Origin of the sequence: Lacticaseibacillus pantheris DSM 15945 = JCM 12539 = NBRC 106106 (assembly GCF_001311175.1) — a bacterium.
Lineage (GTDB): Bacteria > Bacillota > Bacilli > Lactobacillales > Lactobacillaceae > Lacticaseibacillus > Lacticaseibacillus pantheris.
Genome location: NZ_BBAI01000046.1, coordinates 1 through 17,261 on the forward strand (window position 1 = coordinate 1; position 17,261 = coordinate 17,261).

Consider the following 17,261-nt stretch of genomic DNA (forward strand, 5'->3'; position numbering starts at 1 on the left):
GCAGCCACCTTAACTGGTGGCTATTTTTATGGAGGTGATTACATTGCCAGCATCATATACGCGTACGCCGAACACACACACGCACCATCGTCGCGACCAGTCGTACTACAACCGCTACAAGCGCGACCCGGTTGCCAACGCGTTCTATCAATCGCAAGTGTGGGAGCATATGGCAGCACGAGTCAAGGCCGAGTCGTATAACACGTGTGCCATCTGTGGTCATACCTATGACCAGCCAGGCAAGCTAATCACTGACCATATCGTGCCGTTACGAGTTGACAAGCGTAAGCGACTCGACCGCGACAATCTCTGGTGTATCTGTCAGCAAGACCACTACTGGAAAACAAAATTGGAAAACAAAGTATATCAGTCAGAATCATTAATCGAGAATCTTGACACTGCCAAGCGCTGGGGTGCTAACGAATGCAAGAAGTGGGTGCTTGAACACAAACGGAGGATGTAATGATTGAAGAGTGGAAACCAATCAAACAATACGAAGGCATTTATGAAGTTAGCAATCTAGGGCGTGTACGAAGTGTAGACAGATTTGATACTAACGGACACCACTTACGCTCCGTCGTGTTAAAACCACACTACAACAAAAAAAGGATATGCACGAGTTTCCTTGTCTGTTGGCAATCGTTCAAGATATATGCAAATACATCGCTTAGTTGCACTGACATTTATTCCTAACCCATTAGATCTACCCGTGGTCAATCACAAGGACGAATGCCCTAGCAACAATAATGTAACCAATCTAGAGTGGTGCAACACAGAATACAATGTGAACTATGGTACTGGACTGCAACGGCGTTCGAACAATCCTAGATGGCAGAAGGCTACACTTGTTAACCTTAGTAAAGCTAGCAAAGTAGCACATGCCAAGGCACGCAAACAAGTAATTGCAACTAACGCCGAGGGTAAGTCGACAGCATTTGAGTCAGTTAGATGTGCCGCGAAAGCGTTAGACATTACAAGCAGTAACATCAGTCGATGCTGCAATAATATAAGAAAGTCGGCTGGCGGATATAATTTTAGTTTTGCATAAGTGTTTACTTATCGAAATCGTTAATAGATAACCTGGACGTGGCGAATAAATGGAATGAAAAACGTTGTCGTGAGTGAGTTTTGTCTAAAGAAAAATAACCCCCGCCCCTATGTTCGAGGAGGGAAGCTCACACAGCAACTGTCCTTTTGTCGCAAACGCATTTTTTTTAAAAAGTTCACTTTTGGGCCCTGGGGGCCCGCCAGAATAGGAGGTAGCCATATTGAGTACGGACTTAAAAATAGTAAAAAAAAGAGGGCGAAATGCCCGCAGATACGACCGATGACCTGGCAGAAATTCAGGTCACACCGCCGAAGCATCTTGACCAAGCCGCCAGCCACCTGTGGACGAATCTAATTCCCGAAATTCGCAAGATGGGCTACCTCAAAAAGGTGGACCAAGCGAATTTGGAGCTGTATTGCAAGTACTACAGCATGTATCTGGCATCAGAGGAGCTTATCCGCAAACAGGGACTGTGGCTGTACAACAAAGACCATGAGGCCGTTAAGCGGTCACCAGGTGCTACTCAGTTAGATGCCTGTGTGAAGGGCTTGCGGGAGCTAGGACACGAATTAGGGCTGTCGTTTGACGCAGGCATGCGCACTCTCTCTGTGGGTGAACCTAAGCAGGAGAAGAAGACACCATTGCAGGGGGTGAAGTTCGGTGCGGAAGTATGACTATACCGGTGTCACCGATATTCGGGCGTATATGGCGCCGTACGAGGCCGATTATGCTGGACTGCCTGCACAGTATGGTGACCCAGGCACACGGTACGCGTATGACGTAATGTTTACTGACCGGTATCTCGCCGGCCGTGACGTGCAGCTAGCGTGTATTCGCCACCTAAACGACCTGCTTCGCATTGGCGATGATGATTTTCCATACACGTACGAAGTGCCGATGGTAGACGCTATTGAGTATTTTGTCGGTCTGCTGCCGAACCCGGACAACATTAAGGTCAACATCAAGCCAATGCGCTGGCAGTCGTTTATCCTGGACAGCCTGATTGGTTGGCGTAAGGGGAACGGCACGCGCTTTACCACGTCGAATATCAGTGTTGCACGTGCTCAAGGCAAGACGTGGATCGCGTCAATGCTGATGAATTTTTACTACTTCGTCGTTGGCTGGAACGCATCATCACAGGACTTTCTGGTGGCCAGCTACGATAGCGACCATTCCACGAAGCTGTTTAACGATGTGAGCCTGCAAGCCAAGCAAATTATGCAGCTAGACGAATTTCGAGAAGATGCCATTAAGAGAGGTGTGGACGCACAAACCACCCAGGTTATCGCCAAGAATACCAAAAACACTATTCGCAAGGGCACCAGCGAGGGTGGCGGGTTCGATAGTTTCCATAACCTACTAGCAATTTATGACGAAATTGGTAATTTACGTCCAGCCAAAAATGAAACGTTAAAGCAAATCACGTCCGGACAGAATAATATTGATAACCGTATGTTTGTCAAAATCTCGACCGCTTATCCGGACATTAAGGTCAAATTTAAGTCTGACGAAGATCGATGCGGGCCGAAATTGAGAAGGACTATTTGCGGTCGTCCGACAACGTCTTCCAGGTGATTTACGCCCAGGACAGTGAGGAAGAAGCCTTCGCGCCCGAGACTTGGGGCAAGAGCAACCCGAATTTACTGGAAATGAGTAAGTCGGCGTACGAAAAACAGCTGACGTCACTAAAGCAGGACTTTGCGGACAACGAACGTGAAGGCACGTTAGCGACGTTCGTCAATAAGACGCTCAACCTGTGGTCGCGACGGTTCCAGAATAGCTATCTCTCTCTCGACGTGATTCAAAAAGCCCAGAAAGCTGATTTTGACGTCCACGGCCGAGAAGTGTTTATCGGGTTTGACGCTAGTCAGAGCAATGACAACACATCTATTGGGTTTGAGTACCCATATCTAGACGGAAAGACGCACATGTACCGGGTCGAACAACACAGCTTTATTCCGTTTGCCCAGGCAAAAACATTAGCCGCTAAGTCCAAGCAAGACGGTCTCGACTATGCCGAGCTGGAAGACCAAGGCTTGGTCAGTGTGACCAACCTCGCCAGCGGGGTTATTAACAAACAGCAGGTTTATCAGTGGCTCGTGCAGTATGTCCATGAGAATCGGCTACGCGTACGTGGCATTGCGGCTGATCCAAACCTAGCTTCATGGTTCGTCAAGATGATTGAAAACTATCAGCCAGACTGGCCTAAGCCGGTTGAGCTTCGGCCGACGTCATTTTATCTGTCTGTGCCAACCAAGGACTTCCAAAACCTCTTTGTTAACGGCAACGTCACGATTCCGGACGATCCATTACTGGTGGACGGCTTTAATAATGCTGTGGTGGTTGAGGACAAGGGTGGCGCGGTCAAGATTGACCGTCAAAACCGCACGAGTGACCACATTGACACGGCCGACGCAATTATTAACGCGCACTATCTGGCCCAAGACTATTTCGAGAATTTTCACGGGGATGATTACAACCCGATGTCCGACATGACTTCGGACGAAAAGCGTAATTACTTTAAAGCAATGTTTGGAGGTGGCAAGTGATGTGGACGAAAGCGTTAGCGTTTCTAAGTAACTGGATTAGCGTCATCTTATGCGTCTGTGGGCTAATTTTACTGTCTTTGGGCGCATTTATGTTAAATACCATTGTCGGTGTTGCCTTCACAGGCATTGAGTTCATCGCCGCCGCGTCCTGATTGAGCGGGAAAGGGGGTGATTAAATGGGACTTTTAACGCCGCACAATTACGCGCGGCACAAGGTTAAGGACTATGTTTACCCGTCGAACAGCAATTTCGGTAATGCTTTACAGTCACTGATTGCTGGCAAGCCGATTTCGTACGTGTCGGCCGAGTTGGCACTCAAAAACACCAACATCTACAGCGTGGTCAACCGTATTGCGTCTGACGTCGCGTCAGCTCACTTTAAAACCGAAAATCTAGCGTCTCGTGGTCGACTGGAAGAACCCAGCACGATTATCGGGCGCTTTTCTTTTTGGCAATCAGTCGTTTTACAGCTTTGTATGACCGGTAACGCCTATATTCCCCTAGTACCCGGCAATTTGGAGCACGTACCGGACTCAGATGTCCAAATTGACTATCTGGAGGGCAATACAGGCATCATCTACCAGGTTATGGAGAGCAACGACCGGCCGGCAATGACGCTGCGGCAAGACCAAATGCTCCATTTTCGGCTCATGCCGGACGCACGGTACCGCTATTTGATTGGTCGGTCGCCACTAGAATCACTGCAAGACTCCATCAAACTCGACAACGAAGCGACCAAAAACAACATGGACGTGATGGACAAACAGATTAACCCAGCCGGCAAGCTCACGATTGACCACTATCTGGCTCATGGCGAGGACCTAGAAGCCGCTCGTGACGAGTTTGAGAAGGCCAACAGCGGCGAAAACTCTGGCCGACTGATGGTTTTGCCTGATGGCTTTAGCTATGACCAGATTGAGATGAAGACCGACGTCTTCAAGGCACTGGCTGCCAACTCCGCATATTCGGCCGACCAAATCAGTAAGGCTTTTGGGGTGCCGTCCGACATTTTAGGCGGTGGGACGTCCACGGAGAGTCAACACAGCAACATCGACATGATTAAAGCAACCTATCTAGCAAATCTCAACACGTACGTCAATCCAATTGTGGATGAACTGCGGCAAAAGATGCATGCGCCGGATTTGGAGCTGGATATCAAGGATATGTTGGACGTTGACGATTCTACGCTTATCAACCAGGTAAACACACTAGTGCAATCGGGTACCATCACACCGGAACAGGGGCAGTACATGCTCACTCGCTCCGGTTTTTTTGCCGTCAGGATTGCCAGCATACGAACCAGTGAAGGGAGGTGATAACAATGACAATCAAAATTAGCGGCATGATTACCAACGATGACGACGCGCCAATCTATCGCGACTGGCTAGGCATGGACGTGGTGTCCCCAAAGGATGTGACCGACAACCTGCCAGACGATGGATCGGACGTCGACGTCGAAATCAACTCATATGGTGGCGAAGTTGACCCCGCGGCCGAAATTTACACAGCTTTACGGTCGTACAAGGCAACGTCACCACCAAAATTACCAGTGCGGCCTATTCAGCGGCGTCAATCATCGCTATGGCTGGGGATGTGGTGCAAATCTCGCCCACAGCTCAGTTAATGATTCACGAGTCGTCAGGTGGTGCTGAAGGCAACAAGCACGCCATGCAACGAGCCGGCAATATGATGGACGCGACTGACAAAGCCATCGCCAATTCATACGCGGCTAAGTCTGGACGACCGGTCGAAGACTTTTTGGACTTGATGGCCGAGGAAACCTGGCTACCAGCGCAAGAGGCCAAAGATTTAGGTCTTGTGGACGAAATCATGACCTTTGACGAACCGAATGCGGCTCCGGTCACTAATTCCGCCCGGCCAATGTTGGCCCATGACAAGTTCGAGCGTATTAAAGCACTCATTACCAATCAGAAACAAAATACTGCACCAGAACCTAGTCAGAATGCGTTGCTACAGCGCAAACTGGCTATTTTTTATGGAAAAGAGGATGAATAATGGACAAGTTACAAGTGAAATTTAACGAAGTCTCCGCACATTGCGCCGACTTAAACTCCCAGCTTAACGCAAAGTTGCTGGACGACACTGCCACGCCTGAAGACGTGAAGAAGATTAAGGACGAACTGAACGCTGCCAAGGTACGCCGGGACGAACTGAACGAGCAAATCAAGGCCATTAAGCCCGCTGAACCAGCCGACAATGGCAATAAGAAGGGCACTGACATTACCCCGAAGAAGAATGACAAGCCTGATATCAAGAAAGCTATCAACGATTACCTGCACTCACGTGGCAAAGTGGTTGACGATGCGGCCCAGCAGGTAACTTCAACCGAAGCCGGCGTGCTGATTCCGGAAGAAATCATCTACAACCCTGAAGCTGAGGTTAACAGTGTTGTTGACCTGTCTACTCTGGTCACCAAGACTGCTGTCACCACGCCCAAGGTACTTACCCAATTTTGATGCGTGCCACCGATCGGTTTAACTCCGTTGCTGAACTGGCCGAAAACCCAGCGCTGGCCGCACCAAACTTCAAGCAGGTTGACTGGTCTGTCGACACGTACCGTGGTGCAATTCCGCTGTCCGAAGAATCTATTGCCGACTCTGCGGTTGACCTGACTGCATTGGTAGGTAACAGTATTCGCGAAAAGACGGTTAACACGTACAATGCTTTGATTGCGCCAGTTTTGCAGGGCTTTACGGCCAAGTCAACGACTGTTGATACGATTGTGGACGACATCAAGCATATCTTAAACGTCGACCTCGACCCAGCTTACGCACGTGCAATGGTTGTGACCCAGAGCTTCTTCAACGTGCTGGACACCTTGAAGGACAAGGAAGGCCGCTACCTGCTGCACACCGCGACCGACTCCATTACCGATGGCACCGCAAAGTACTGTTTTGGGTGTACCGGTATATGTTGTTGGTGACACTGTTTTGGGCACTGCTGATGGCGACCAGAAGGCGTTCATCGGTGACCTCAAGCGGGCTGTGCTGTTTGCTGACCGCCAGCAAACCACGCTCGCATGGATGGAGAACAACATCTACGGCCAGTACCTGGGTGCTGCATTCCGCTTTGGCGTTAAGGCTGCCGACACGAACGCTGGTTACTTTGTGACGGTCCCAAAAGCGTAACGCCGACGCCGAAGCCAACGACCGGACTCAAGATGAGCCAGGCCACCGCTTCGATGAAAGTCGGCGATACTAAGCAAGTAACTGCCACCGCCGACCCAGCCGACGCTGACGATGCGGCGACAGTCAACGCGGCCATCACGTACGCTAGTGACAATACTGCTATCGCTAAGGTAGCAGCTGATGGCACGATTACCGCTGTTGCCGAAGGTACTGCTACTATCACGGCAACGAGCGGTAGCTTTACGGCATCCGTCAAGGTTACTGTCGTGGCCGCATCTTAGGAGGTGACCGCATATGGCAGCTAATGATGTAACTGTCACTAACGACCAGATTACTGACATGCAAGACTATCTTAATCTTGATACGGGTGTGGACGAAGACACACTCAAGAGTCTGATTGAGATGGCAATTGCGGTCACGGTCGACGCGGCTGACCGAACTATTCCAGTTAGCTTTTATCAGCGATATCCGGAATTTAAGCAGGCCGTACGTGTGCTGGTTGACTTCATGTACTACTCACGTGGTACGTTAAGCGACCAGAAAACGGCCTATCCTCCTAGTTTCTTGATGATGGTAAACAGCTTTCGCTTCAAGATTCGAGGTGATTACGACGCAAGTAGCAGTCAATCGGTTTAACCATAAGATTTATTTTGGCACTGTTAAATCGGTTGCCAATGACTACTCTGGTGGCTATGACCAGCAGTTTGTCACCCAGCTCACGCTCCGGTATGCAACGTACCAGCGCACACAAACCCAGCAGTATGCTTTGCTGGGCACGGAACTGGAAGACACAACGGTTATCGTCGTACGCCGCGGCATGGTGACTGACAAGAGCCTGACTGCTGTTTTCCCTGGCAGCACGTCTCAGTACGACATCGTAACCATCTCGCGTGATGCAGCCGGTCTACCAGTCGGGTACGACTTGATTACACTCAAACAGCAGAAAGGGGTCAAACGGTGATGAATCTAGACGAACAGCTCGACAGTTTTGTTAAGCAAGTCGGCAAGACTATTCCAAATGACGCCCAAAAGCGTGAGATGACTAAAGCCGGTGCCGATGTTCTGGTCGATCGCCTCAAGACGGCTACCCGGGAAAAGCACTACCAGCAAGGCCGCGATACCAGCAAGGTAAAGCACCTAGCTGATAGTGTGGACGCCGAATCTTTGGATGAAACCGACCAAAAGGTAGGTTATGAAACAGCAGAAGCTAGCGGTATTAACCATGCACGTATCGCCCGTCTGCTTAACGATGGTTGGAAAGGGCATCCTGGTGACCACTTCCACAGTCTGGCGTTGAAACAAGCTGAACCGGACGTTTTTAAAGCCGAGCAAGCTGAATATCAAAAGATTACGGGAGGCGATGACTGATGGATATGCCAGTAGTCATTGCCGAGCGGCTGGTCAAATCAGCGGGTTTTACCTGGCTAGATGAGGTTTACCGTGGGGCAATTCCCAAGGAACAAGTTACTGACACCACCAGTACCACCGCGGCTATCACGGAATACGTGAGTGAACCCGCAGGCGACGCCAATGCCACGTTTAAGCGCTGGTCTATTGGTGTGGAAGTACAGGTGTACTACAAAGCTAGCGTCGATTTTAGCATTCAAGATGCCGAGATTGCGCTAGCAAAGCTTTTTAAGGCGGACGGCTGGTCGGTTGACCAGTCCAAGCCACACACAACAGACCCTGGGACTAATCAAGTCTCCAAGGTCTTTTATTTTGACAAGATTATCAATTTAAAGGAGGCCAAATAATGGCTGGATCTAGTTTTAGTGGTATCAGTTGGGTCAAGTTTGCCTTGACGACGAAGCCGGCATGCTCATCTCTGATAGCAAGCTGGGCTTGGGTGAAGATGGTGTTTTGCTGGTTGATGGTGACGCCGAAGGTGCTACCACCGCCAATATCACCGGTTTGGAAGAAAAGGGGACTGCGCAGTACGCCAACAACAAGGTTAAGCGCATGGCACATGGTTCTCAGACACCTAGTGTGGCACTGACCATGTTGGATATGGCATATCAGTGGTCTCAGAAGATGAAGGGCTACGTTTCTGATGGCAAAGGTGGCTATGTGCTGTCCACCAAAACCAAGCCACACGTTGCTATCATGATTTGCTCTCTCGATTTCGACGGCAATAAAGACTATGACTGCTTTGCCAATGGGGAAATGATTGAAGTCGGTCGGAACCACGGGACTAACACGAACTCCGAAGTGGACTACAACGCCACCTATGAGTACGACGTTCTGGACCCACTGCGCGATGGTATTTTCATGGATGACAAGGGTGTGCAGCGTAGCTACAAGCAGTATTACAGCGCCGATGCAGGCTTTGACGAAGCGGCAATGTATGCAGAAGTGTTTGGTGGCTACAAGCTGAACCCAGCAGTCACAACTCCAACTAGTTCCGCTGCTCCAAGTGCGGCAAGCTCCGCAGCTAGTCAGGGATAATAATAATTAGACAGAGACGAGAAAAATGAGACGAGTAAATAATTAGGAGGTACACATTTGATTACGCTAAAAACAGAAGCGATTGGGCTTAAGAAGCCTGTCGACATTAAAGTCACCATCAAGCGCCGGCGTGAAGCCAACGCCATGATGATTGAGATGCTCAGGTGGGACTTGGGCTCAAACGGCCACGGGCCAATTAGCAAGCTAACCGATGAATCATCTGCTGAAGAAGTAACTAAGGCGGTCATTGCCCAACGCCAGCAAGACGAAAAGGCACTCGATGACACGATTGATTTTATCACGAATATATTAAAACTGACCAAGCGGCAACGCGAAACGGTCGAAGATACTATCGACGATGTGGAAGCCGCTCAATACGCCCAGTACGTCATTGACCGCATCAATGGTAAGCCGGAAGAACAGTTTGAGGCCGAGCAAAAAGCTGCTGAGGATATGGACCCAAAAAAAGACGAGCAGTAAAAATGCGGATGCTTCTGGCTTATAAAAATGACCAGGAGGACATCAATTACTTACTGCAACAGCTGCTATTTAACGGTCTCGCTCCCTCACAAGTAGAGGACGAGGAGTTTAACGAGCTAACCGAATTGCTGTCGGCCCGTTCTCGCGACGACCGGCCAATCAGTGCGGCCGAATTCCATCGTCGCGATAAATAATGCGGGAAGGAGGTTAAAAAAAATTGAAGGTTGAAAATGAAATGGCGACCAAGGTGTCAGTTGACACCCTATCCGCCATCCACAGTATGGCTGGTCTGAAGGCCGCCGTATCTGCCGTCAATAATGAATGGAAGGCACACGCCACCCAACTAAAATCTGTTGGCGACAATTTAGGCGCAGCCAAGGCCAAGTTTGAAGGCTTAGGTGACACCATCACCGCTCAAAAGGCTAAGTTGGCTGAACTCAAGCGTCAACAAGATGAAGTCGACACGTCGTCCGACAAAGGCACGGTTGCCTATGCCAAGCTGGAAAAGGAAATCTCGCAGGCCACCAACCAACTTGCTAGCTACGAAGCACAACAGCGTCGGGCTAAAGACAGCATGGATTATTATGCTACCGGGTTGGCAGACCTGCAAAAAGGCTACAAACAGACACAAGAAGTGTCCAAAAGTTACGTCGCCCGACTAGAAGCCGAAGGTCGCCAAGAGGACGCGCAGAAGGCCAAACTATCCGGACTAAAATCTGGCCTGGTCAATCTGTCCGAGCAGTACGCAAAGCAAGAAGCCGAACTCAAGCGCATAGCAGCTGAGTCTGGTGCAACCAGTGACGCGTATGCCAAGCAAAAGGTTCGCGTCAACGAAACGGCCACGGCGCTAGCTAAGTCAAAGACTGAAATGACAGATTTACAGTCCGAGATGAGCAAAACTAACCCTAGCATCTTTTCGACATTGCGTGAAAAGATTGTTGGCGTCAATGACCAGACCGAAAAAGGTTCCGGCCTGATGAAGAAGTTTGTTGGTGCCGGACTAATCACTAACGCAGTCTCAAGTGCTTGGACTAGTTTTAGTAATGGCGTAAAAGAAACTATCACAAGTGGTTTGGAACTGGCCGAAGCCGGCGAAAAATCAGCCGCCGCGTGGTCAGCGATGGGCAAGTCTGAAGATGACGTAAAGTCGCTTGGCAGTCAAGTGGCCGAGTTAAACACTAAGTCTGGTATTACCATCTCCAATTTAGGCCAGATGCAAAAGACTATCGATACCATGACCAAAGGCAATACCGACCAAACAGAAGCTATTACTGCCGGTATTGCTGGTATTGGCACTGCTAGTCGGCTGTCTGGCGACCAAGTACTTGGACTGACCAAGTCCATGACCCGAGCAGTCGCTTCAGGAGAATTAACGAGCTCCACACTCGCTCGAATGGAAAAAAACAGCTCCCGCTTTGGGTGCGTCACTAGCTAGTGCTGCTGGTGTGAGCCAAAAAGCCTTTAGTGACATGGTTGCTAACGGCAAAATTAGCAGTGATAAGTTCTTGGAACTGATTGCCAAGGCTGGGCAAAATACTGATGGCGTATACAAGGAATTTGGTAAGACGGCTGAGGGGGCTAAAGCCAGATGTCTGCCGGATGGGACCAGCTCAAGAAGAAGATGGCCGCGCCACTACTGGACGTTAACAACTCCGGTATGAGTCAGTTAGCTAGTCTCATGAGCAGTTCCATCGTCCAACAGTCAGCAACCGACTTAGGTAATGCACTCAAATCTATCGCTGAACACACAAAAGATGTATTGACATACCTGGCTGAACATCGCGCCGATGTCACCGGTAGTGCAAAGGATCTAGTCACTATTGCTAAAATCGCCGGTGGTGAGGTTTGGAGCATTTTTGCCACAGTCATCCAACATGTGGGCCAGTTTTTCGGTATATCAGCAAAAAAATGCTGATGCACTAAAGAATCCGCTTGGTGCTGTTCACTCTGTACTTGACCAAATTGTCAAAAACAAAGAAGGCATTCAGAACACCGTTAAGATTATCGCCGGTCTGTGGATGGCTAAAAAAAGCATGGGGATTTGCTACAGCGCTTGGCGGAGTGTACTCAAAGCTTCACGATTTAGCTAACAGCGAGTTGTTTAGTAAGATTGCCGGTAATTTCAGCACACTAAGCAAATCAGAGGTAAGCGTACCAACAGTGACGACCGGTGCGACAACAGAGGTTGGGGCAGCGGCCGCTTCAACCAGTCGCGGAATGGTATTAGCAAAGGGTGTCGGCAACACGGCCGGGGCAATTGCGGGTGTTGGTGCCGTCATCGACGTTGGTGGATCGATCGTAAAATCTCTTGTTAACCCAACGAATAGGAACAAAATTAGCGCTGCTTCGAAGTCAACTGGTGCAACAATTGGTGCCGGTATTGGTGCAACTCTCGGTAGTATAATTCCCGGAGCTGGTACTGCGGCTGGGGCCGGAATTGGTTTTGCTATTGGTGATGTCCTAGGTAGTACCAAGACGGCCCAGAGCTGGGCTAAGGCCATCGCCAAGTCTTACCACGACGCGACGGCTGGGCTCAAAGTCCCATCGCCCAAGATTGATGTGGATGATAAAGCTCTTGGCAATAGCTTTACTAAGGCGTCTAAAGCACTAAGCAAGAAGCTAGTTGTGTCGATGTCAACTGACCCCAAGACATTGGCTAAGTCAGCGGCATCAGTTAACAGCACGTATGCCAAGATGCAGAAGTCGGTTGATTCCTACTATAAAAATAAGGAAGCGGCATCTGCCAAAGACCTGCAAAAATTGGTTAATAACGGTCAGATGACGCAAGCTCAAGCTGATAAGTCACTTAAGAAGCAGAAAGCGGCTGACGCGGCGGAAGCTAAGTCCAAAAAGGCCACCTATGCGGCAATGCAAAAAGACGCGTCGGCATACTACATCAAAGCGCAAACAATCGCCAATGGTGGCACCAAAAAGCTCCAGTCCATTGCCCAAAAATACGGCAAGAATTCCGAACAGTACGAGAAGGAGAAGAACAAAGAGCTTCTGGCGGCGTACAAGTCTTACGCAAATAGCAGCGTCAAGGCGCAGATACAGAACAACAGTAAAATCACATCCACAGTGCGTGCAGGTGCTAGTCAGCAGACTAAACTGCTAGAAAAGCTCACCAAGGAAAAAGGCAAACTAAGCAATGAGCAATTGTCTAACACTGCCAAGAACGCCAAGAATGAATACAACGCCGCAGTCAAACCGGCACGTGACGCACGTGATGACATCAAAAAGGCTGCTAACGACCGGTACAAGTCAAGTAAAGCAATTGCCGAACATGAATATAGAGATTCAAAGTCAATCACCAAAAGCCAATACGATGATGCTGTAAAAAAGGCTCAAAAGCAACGTGATGATACCAACAGTGCCGCTGATGACCAGTACAAAAAGGTCACTAAACACGCGTACAACCAATATCAATCAGTTAAGGATGCTATCACCAAACAGCAAAAAGCTGTTGTTGAACAAGCAAGACAGCAGCAAGTTGGCTCAAACGACTATGCGGCACAACAGTCAAAATCAGTTGTTAATCATGCCATCAAGCAAGCCAACAGTTCAATGGACGCCAGTTCTAAGCAAGCACGTGGCACTGGCAACATTTTTGGCGGCCTGATGGATTGGTGGAATAAGTTTAATAAAGCTGTCGGTGGCGACGAGGTTAAGACGTCTAAAGGATCTTACAACTATAGTCAAATTGGCGGGCCAGCTTACGGATATGCTTCTGGTGGCTCTGTCGGGGCAACGTCTAAGGCACTTGTCGGTGAGGCAGGGCCCGAGCTCCGATACTCACCGTATAGCAAGACTGTGGACGTCCTAGGCGCACACGGTGCCCAATTTGCGGACGTCCGGAGTGGTGAGTACATCCTGAATGCTAAGGACACTGCACGGTTGATGGCTGGCACGTATGGCGGCATTCTACCGGGCTATGCCAGCGGCACTTCAGGGCTGGATGATTTTATTAATAAAATCAAGTCCGGTGCGTCTAATATCATGGACAAAATCAGTGATACGGCCGTGTCGATGTTTGATGCGATTACCCACCCAGTCGACACACTCAAAAACTTAGCGGCCAAGATTTTCGACGTTAAGTCTGTTCCAAAAGTCGGCACGCTTGCACAGAGCGCTTCCGGTGGTATGCGTGACAAGACCATTGACTGGGTAGCCAAGGCATTTACCAAGCTTAAGGATGCGGTCGACAATAGCGATCTCAAAAATCCTAGTGGCTCTGGAGCCGCGCGCTGGAAGCCATACGTCATCAAGGCCCTCAAGGCTAACCATTTTGAAGCGACGGCTTCACAGGTGGCCGCTTGGATGCGTGTTATTCAGCGTGAGTCCAATGGTAACCCTAAGGCTATCAACTTGTGGGACAGCAACGCCAAGAAGGGTATCCCGTCGATGGGGCTAGTGCAGACCATCAAACCAACCTTTGAGGCGTATAAATTTAAGGGCCACAACGATATTTACAACGGGTATGACGACTTACTAGCCGGTATTGCTTACATGGCCGCCAAGTATGGCCGTGGTGCTAGTGCCTTTACGCGTGTAAGTGGGCCCGAAGCTATGCCAATGGTGGTATCGTCAACGGTGCACAGTACCGTTTGACTGGGGAAGCCGGCCCAGAGCTCATCATGCCGATGAGCCCATCAAAGGCTAGTCGCTCGTGGCAGCTATTGACCAAGGCCGTCAACCAAATTAACGGCGGCGCGGCTACGGTGGGTACTGATAATTCCGACGTGCTGGCCGAGATGAACGCAAAGTTTGACCGGCTGCTGGCAATGTTTGCCCAGCTCCTGGGCTTGTCAGCCGACCAAATAACGGCCATCCAGAATAGCGGTATGGATATGCCGACGATGTACAAAAAGATGGCTAAAGACCAGCGCTTGCATGATATGCAGGCGTTTTAATTTAGGGGGAATGTAAATTGAGTGAGCTTTACGTCAAAACAAACAGCAGCGATGAGGTGGCCGTATCAGAAGTCATTGAAGGTTTACAGCTACTGGATCTATCGACTGCCAGTCCGGCCGTAACGAACACGTATGACCAGGACACTGCGGTTGATGGGCAGTCAGTGGTTTCAATGACCTACGATAAAAATACAGTCAACGCGAAGTTTTGGCTGCATTTTGGGACGTGGGAGGACTATTTACTCGCTAAGCACGAAATTTACAAGCTGTTTGGAGGTCGCGAAATACACCGTCTGCGAACAGACACGGAACCATACGTGTGTGAGTATGTACTACCTACCGCGTTTGAGTTGGCACTGATTGCGGACGGTTCGCACGACGCGACGTTTACTATCCCGTTTGATAACCCCAGCGGGTATCGGTACAGCGTCAATAATTCAGATATTATGACCATCGAAGAGTTTGGCATGAATCGCCCGCTAGACGCTGACCCAGAGTATCACTTTACGTCCACAACCATGCGCGTGTTTAATGCGAGTGACATTGTAATCGACCCCTACGAACAGCGTCATGACTTAAAAATCACGACGAAATTCGCGGGTAACAGCTGCAAGCTTACGAACACTACCAACAATTCAGCGTGGACGTACACTAAGGCGGCGACACAAGCGGACACCATCATCCTTGATGGCATCGCGACAACTTTAAATGGCAAGCCAGCAAGTGCAAATACGGACTACGGGACAATCACCCTGGATCCCGGTTGGAACACAATCACGGCCACAGGCACAACCGCGATTGATTGCACTTTCAGCTTTCCATTTATTTATCTTGGATAAACTAACCGTCCAAGGGCTTGGCAGTGCCTACCGTGAGCCCCTGGCAAGCGTCAAACCGGACACCTTTAACATTCAGTGGCAAAAAAAACAGCACCTGGCAGCTGGAATTTACAGCAATTGCGGACGGTTCAGTTGCGTACAGTATGCTCGACACACTGTCGTCCGTGTACTTTGCCGGTCAGCAATACGTCATCTCCCAGGTGGTGCCTGACTTTAGCCAAGGCTTGGCGAGCGTACAAGTGACGGCAACTCACATATACACGCAGGTGTCTCGTGTTCGCCAGTACAACACCCGTACCGGCACGATGACGTATCAGCAAGGACGTCCTAGCGTACTATTTGGACGGAAATTCGCTGGGCTATACGTATGACGTGCAAGGTACGTTTGACAACCAGCAGATTACCGACCTAGGCAATGGCAGCGGGTCAGACATGCTGAGCAAGATTGTGGAGACGTGGCCGGAGGCAGTCATCTATCCGGACAACAAAAAAAATAGTGGTATATAGTGCGGCCGCCTGGCAAAAAGACTTGGGCGGCCGTATTGATTACCTCCACAACACAATTGAGGTGCAGTTGACCTCGGACGCGACGGAGATGGTCAATCAGCTGCAAGTCACAGGTGCCAGCAAAGACACCGGGGATAGTGACACGACAGAGTACTACTTTCAGCCGCATCTGGTGACCGACAACGATTCGGTTGCTAAATGGGGTCTGTGGCCTGGCGACCCCTTGGAATATGACCGGTTTACGTCAGCCAGTGCGATGGACGCATACGCACTCACACAAATGAGTCCAGAACCGGCGTTATCGATTGACGTGACGTTGGACGATAATAGCCAACCAACCGCTGGTGAGATGCGGCGACTGCATATCAAGGATAACGACTACACGACCACGGTCGAGGTGGTCGCTTTTACTTGGTACCCGTGGGCTAAAGCGACACAGACAGCCATAACACTCAATAACACCACGCAGAACATCCTGGACTATCAGGCGGCGCGTAAGGCACAGCTTAACAATAGCATCCAAGCAGAAATCAACAATCTGTCGGTCAAGATACGCTCCGTTGCGGGTACGTCGATAGCCGATTGGACTGGTGAGGAGGTGACAGAGTTTGGCAGCAAGCTTAACAACAGTTGATATAGCAAAGTGGCAAGCTGACAGCGATATCGACTGGGCGGCACTCAAAGCGGGTGGTGTAACCTCCGTCATCATCCAGCTATCCCACGGCCACTCGCAAGAAGAAGAAGCCGCGGCGCACATCGCGTCGGCCGAGAAATACGGCATTATCTGGCATGGGTACCACTTTTACGAGGGTACCGCTGGCGAAGTCGAGTACAGCACTAGCAACGCACAGGCGATGGGCCTCGAGTCCGGAGCATACATGTTTCTGGATATGGAAGGCGACATCGGTGGCGACTGGCAACAGCAGTTTTACGACTTCCGCACGGTGTGGCTGGCTGCGGGCTGGAAGACAGGGATATACACCTCCGACAGTCCGTACCGGGCGAAGTTTGACGACAACGAGTTAGTTACGGACGGTGTGTACCGATGGATTGCGGCGTACAGCTACGAGCCGGCTAACTACGACATCTGGCAGTACAGCAGTACTGGCGGCGTGTCCGGATACAGCAAGGATATCGACAAGGACTATGACCGGTCGGGCAAGCTGTCGGTAGATTACACGGCAGTTAAGACTGACCCAGACAACCCGCCGAACCCGGTTGCGGGCGCGCACGTGGGTGTGGGTGTCGATACGACCGGGTTAGCTGGTGGGCAAGCATACGGTTACAGCACGAACGGGAACGACTTCTACACTGCACTATCGCCGTACGGTTTC

The 17,261-nt window shown here is 50.1% G+C and carries 24 protein-coding genes and 3 pseudogenes; all 27 read left to right on the forward strand.

Translation table 11 applies throughout. From position 1 onward, the window contains the following. The first annotated feature begins 28 nt into the window (after positions 1–28). Positions 29–463 carry an HNH endonuclease gene (locus JCM12539_RS11020; RefSeq protein WP_056956086.1) on the forward strand — a complete coding sequence of 145 codons (435 nt, stop codon included), beginning with the start codon at positions 29–31 and terminating at the stop codon, positions 461–463. Then, positions 463–693, forward strand: coding sequence for an NUMOD4 domain-containing protein (locus tag JCM12539_RS15335; RefSeq protein WP_082405506.1), 231 nt, complete (start codon positions 463–465; stop codon positions 691–693). Before JCM12539_RS11020 ends, JCM12539_RS15335 begins: the two co-directional genes overlap by 1 nt. Next, entirely contained in the window at positions 653–1,048 is a 396-nt protein-coding gene (locus JCM12539_RS15615) for an HNH endonuclease (protein ID WP_082405507.1), read from the forward strand. The genes JCM12539_RS15335 and JCM12539_RS15615 overlap by 41 nt, the downstream gene beginning before the upstream one ends. Before the next feature lie 260 nt (positions 1,049–1,308). Next, positions 1,309–1,722 carry a phage terminase small subunit P27 family gene (locus tag JCM12539_RS11025; RefSeq protein WP_054651490.1) on the forward strand — a complete coding sequence of 138 codons (414 nt, stop codon included), beginning with the start codon at positions 1,309–1,311 and terminating at the stop codon, positions 1,720–1,722. Then, positions 1,709–3,597, forward strand: a pseudogene (locus JCM12539_RS11030) (terminase TerL endonuclease subunit). The gene JCM12539_RS11025 and the pseudogene JCM12539_RS11030 overlap by 14 nt, the downstream one beginning before the upstream one ends. A gap of 176 nt (positions 3,598–3,773) precedes the next feature. Next, positions 3,774–4,913 (forward strand): phage portal protein, encoded by a 1,140-nt coding sequence (locus JCM12539_RS11035; protein WP_225350361.1) that lies wholly within the window; start codon positions 3,774–3,776, stop codon positions 4,911–4,913. A 5-nt stretch (positions 4,914–4,918) separates the two neighbouring features. Beyond that, on the forward strand, positions 4,919–5,221 hold the full coding sequence (locus tag JCM12539_RS14325) for a Clp protease/crotonase-like domain-containing protein (RefSeq protein ID WP_225350362.1): 303 nt from the start codon (positions 4,919–4,921) through the stop codon (positions 5,219–5,221). Beyond that, positions 5,173–5,613 carry a Clp protease ClpP gene (locus tag JCM12539_RS11040; protein ID WP_263849799.1) on the forward strand — a complete coding sequence of 147 codons (441 nt, stop codon included), beginning with the start codon at positions 5,173–5,175 and terminating at the stop codon, positions 5,611–5,613. The genes JCM12539_RS14325 and JCM12539_RS11040 overlap by 49 nt, the downstream gene beginning before the upstream one ends. Beyond that, positions 5,613–6,746, forward strand: a pseudogene (locus JCM12539_RS11045) (phage major capsid protein). Before JCM12539_RS11040 ends, JCM12539_RS11045 begins: the two are co-directional and overlap by 1 nt. 29 nt (positions 6,747–6,775) lie before the next feature. Beyond that, positions 6,776–7,027, forward strand: a pseudogene (locus tag JCM12539_RS11050) (Ig-like domain-containing protein); the annotation flags it as partial. 13 nt (positions 7,028–7,040) lie between these two features. Beyond that, on the forward strand, positions 7,041–7,382 hold the full coding sequence (locus tag JCM12539_RS11055) for a head-tail connector protein (protein WP_054651492.1): 342 nt from the start codon (positions 7,041–7,043) through the stop codon (positions 7,380–7,382). Beyond that, on the forward strand, positions 7,348–7,707 hold the full coding sequence (locus JCM12539_RS11060) for a phage head closure protein (RefSeq protein WP_054651494.1): 360 nt from the start codon (positions 7,348–7,350) through the stop codon (positions 7,705–7,707). The genes JCM12539_RS11055 and JCM12539_RS11060 overlap by 35 nt, the downstream gene beginning before the upstream one ends. Continuing rightward, positions 7,707–8,114, forward strand: a complete 408-nt coding sequence (locus tag JCM12539_RS11065; protein ID WP_054651496.1) for an HK97 gp10 family phage protein — start codon at positions 7,707–7,709, stop codon at positions 8,112–8,114. Before JCM12539_RS11060 ends, JCM12539_RS11065 begins: the two co-directional genes overlap by 1 nt. Continuing rightward, the gene (locus JCM12539_RS11070; protein WP_054651498.1) at positions 8,114–8,500 is read left to right on the forward strand and encodes a DUF806 family protein; all 387 of its coding nucleotides are present in this window, start codon (positions 8,114–8,116) and stop codon (positions 8,498–8,500) included. The genes JCM12539_RS11065 and JCM12539_RS11070 overlap by 1 nt, the downstream gene beginning before the upstream one ends. Before the next feature lie 61 nt (positions 8,501–8,561). Continuing rightward, entirely contained in the window at positions 8,562–9,191 is a 630-nt protein-coding gene (locus JCM12539_RS11075; RefSeq protein ID WP_263849798.1) for a phage tail protein, read from the forward strand. Between the two features lie 57 nt (positions 9,192–9,248). Next, complete coding sequence (locus JCM12539_RS11080) at positions 9,249–9,671, forward strand: phage tail tube assembly chaperone (RefSeq protein ID WP_054651500.1); 423 nt, start codon at positions 9,249–9,251, stop codon at positions 9,669–9,671. A gap of 2 nt (positions 9,672–9,673) precedes the next feature. Beyond that, positions 9,674–9,865 (forward strand): hypothetical protein, encoded by a 192-nt coding sequence (locus JCM12539_RS11085; RefSeq protein ID WP_054651502.1) that lies wholly within the window; start codon positions 9,674–9,676, stop codon positions 9,863–9,865. 23 nt (positions 9,866–9,888) lie between these two features. Beyond that, positions 9,889–11,106 (forward strand): hypothetical protein, encoded by a 1,218-nt coding sequence (locus JCM12539_RS11090; RefSeq protein WP_054651504.1) that lies wholly within the window; start codon positions 9,889–9,891, stop codon positions 11,104–11,106. Continuing rightward, positions 11,087–11,332: a hypothetical protein gene (locus tag JCM12539_RS13305; protein ID WP_156302189.1), complete on the forward strand. Its 246-nt coding sequence runs from the start codon at positions 11,087–11,089 to the stop codon at positions 11,330–11,332. The genes JCM12539_RS11090 and JCM12539_RS13305 overlap by 20 nt, the downstream gene beginning before the upstream one ends. After that, on the forward strand, positions 11,329–11,586 hold the full coding sequence (locus tag JCM12539_RS11095) for a hypothetical protein (RefSeq protein WP_162204139.1): 258 nt from the start codon (positions 11,329–11,331) through the stop codon (positions 11,584–11,586). Before JCM12539_RS13305 ends, JCM12539_RS11095 begins: the two co-directional genes overlap by 4 nt. Before the next feature lie 245 nt (positions 11,587–11,831). Beyond that, on the forward strand, positions 11,832–14,279 hold the full coding sequence (locus JCM12539_RS11100; RefSeq protein WP_225350364.1) for a lytic transglycosylase domain-containing protein: 2,448 nt from the start codon (positions 11,832–11,834) through the stop codon (positions 14,277–14,279). After that, positions 14,276–14,581 carry a hypothetical protein gene (locus JCM12539_RS11105; protein WP_054651510.1) on the forward strand — a complete coding sequence of 102 codons (306 nt, stop codon included), beginning with the start codon at positions 14,276–14,278 and terminating at the stop codon, positions 14,579–14,581. The genes JCM12539_RS11100 and JCM12539_RS11105 overlap by 4 nt, the downstream gene beginning before the upstream one ends. A gap of 17 nt (positions 14,582–14,598) precedes the next feature. After that, positions 14,599–15,420, forward strand: a complete 822-nt coding sequence (locus JCM12539_RS11110) for a phage tail domain-containing protein (protein WP_054651512.1) — start codon at positions 14,599–14,601, stop codon at positions 15,418–15,420. A 32-nt stretch (positions 15,421–15,452) separates the two neighbouring features. Beyond that, positions 15,453–15,791: a phage tail protein gene (locus JCM12539_RS15340; RefSeq protein WP_054651514.1), complete on the forward strand. Its 339-nt coding sequence runs from the start codon at positions 15,453–15,455 to the stop codon at positions 15,789–15,791. Then, positions 15,760–15,927 (forward strand): hypothetical protein, encoded by a 168-nt coding sequence (locus JCM12539_RS12895; protein ID WP_162204137.1) that lies wholly within the window; start codon positions 15,760–15,762, stop codon positions 15,925–15,927. The genes JCM12539_RS15340 and JCM12539_RS12895 overlap by 32 nt, the downstream gene beginning before the upstream one ends. Beyond that, the gene (locus tag JCM12539_RS11120; protein ID WP_054651516.1) at positions 15,917–16,561 is read left to right on the forward strand and encodes a phage tail protein; all 645 of its coding nucleotides are present in this window, start codon (positions 15,917–15,919) and stop codon (positions 16,559–16,561) included. The genes JCM12539_RS12895 and JCM12539_RS11120 overlap by 11 nt, the downstream gene beginning before the upstream one ends. Beyond that, positions 16,536–17,261: GH25 family lysozyme (locus JCM12539_RS11125; RefSeq protein WP_054651518.1), on the forward strand; the 726-nt coding region annotated here is incomplete at its 3' end. The genes JCM12539_RS11120 and JCM12539_RS11125, both read left to right, overlap by 26 nt.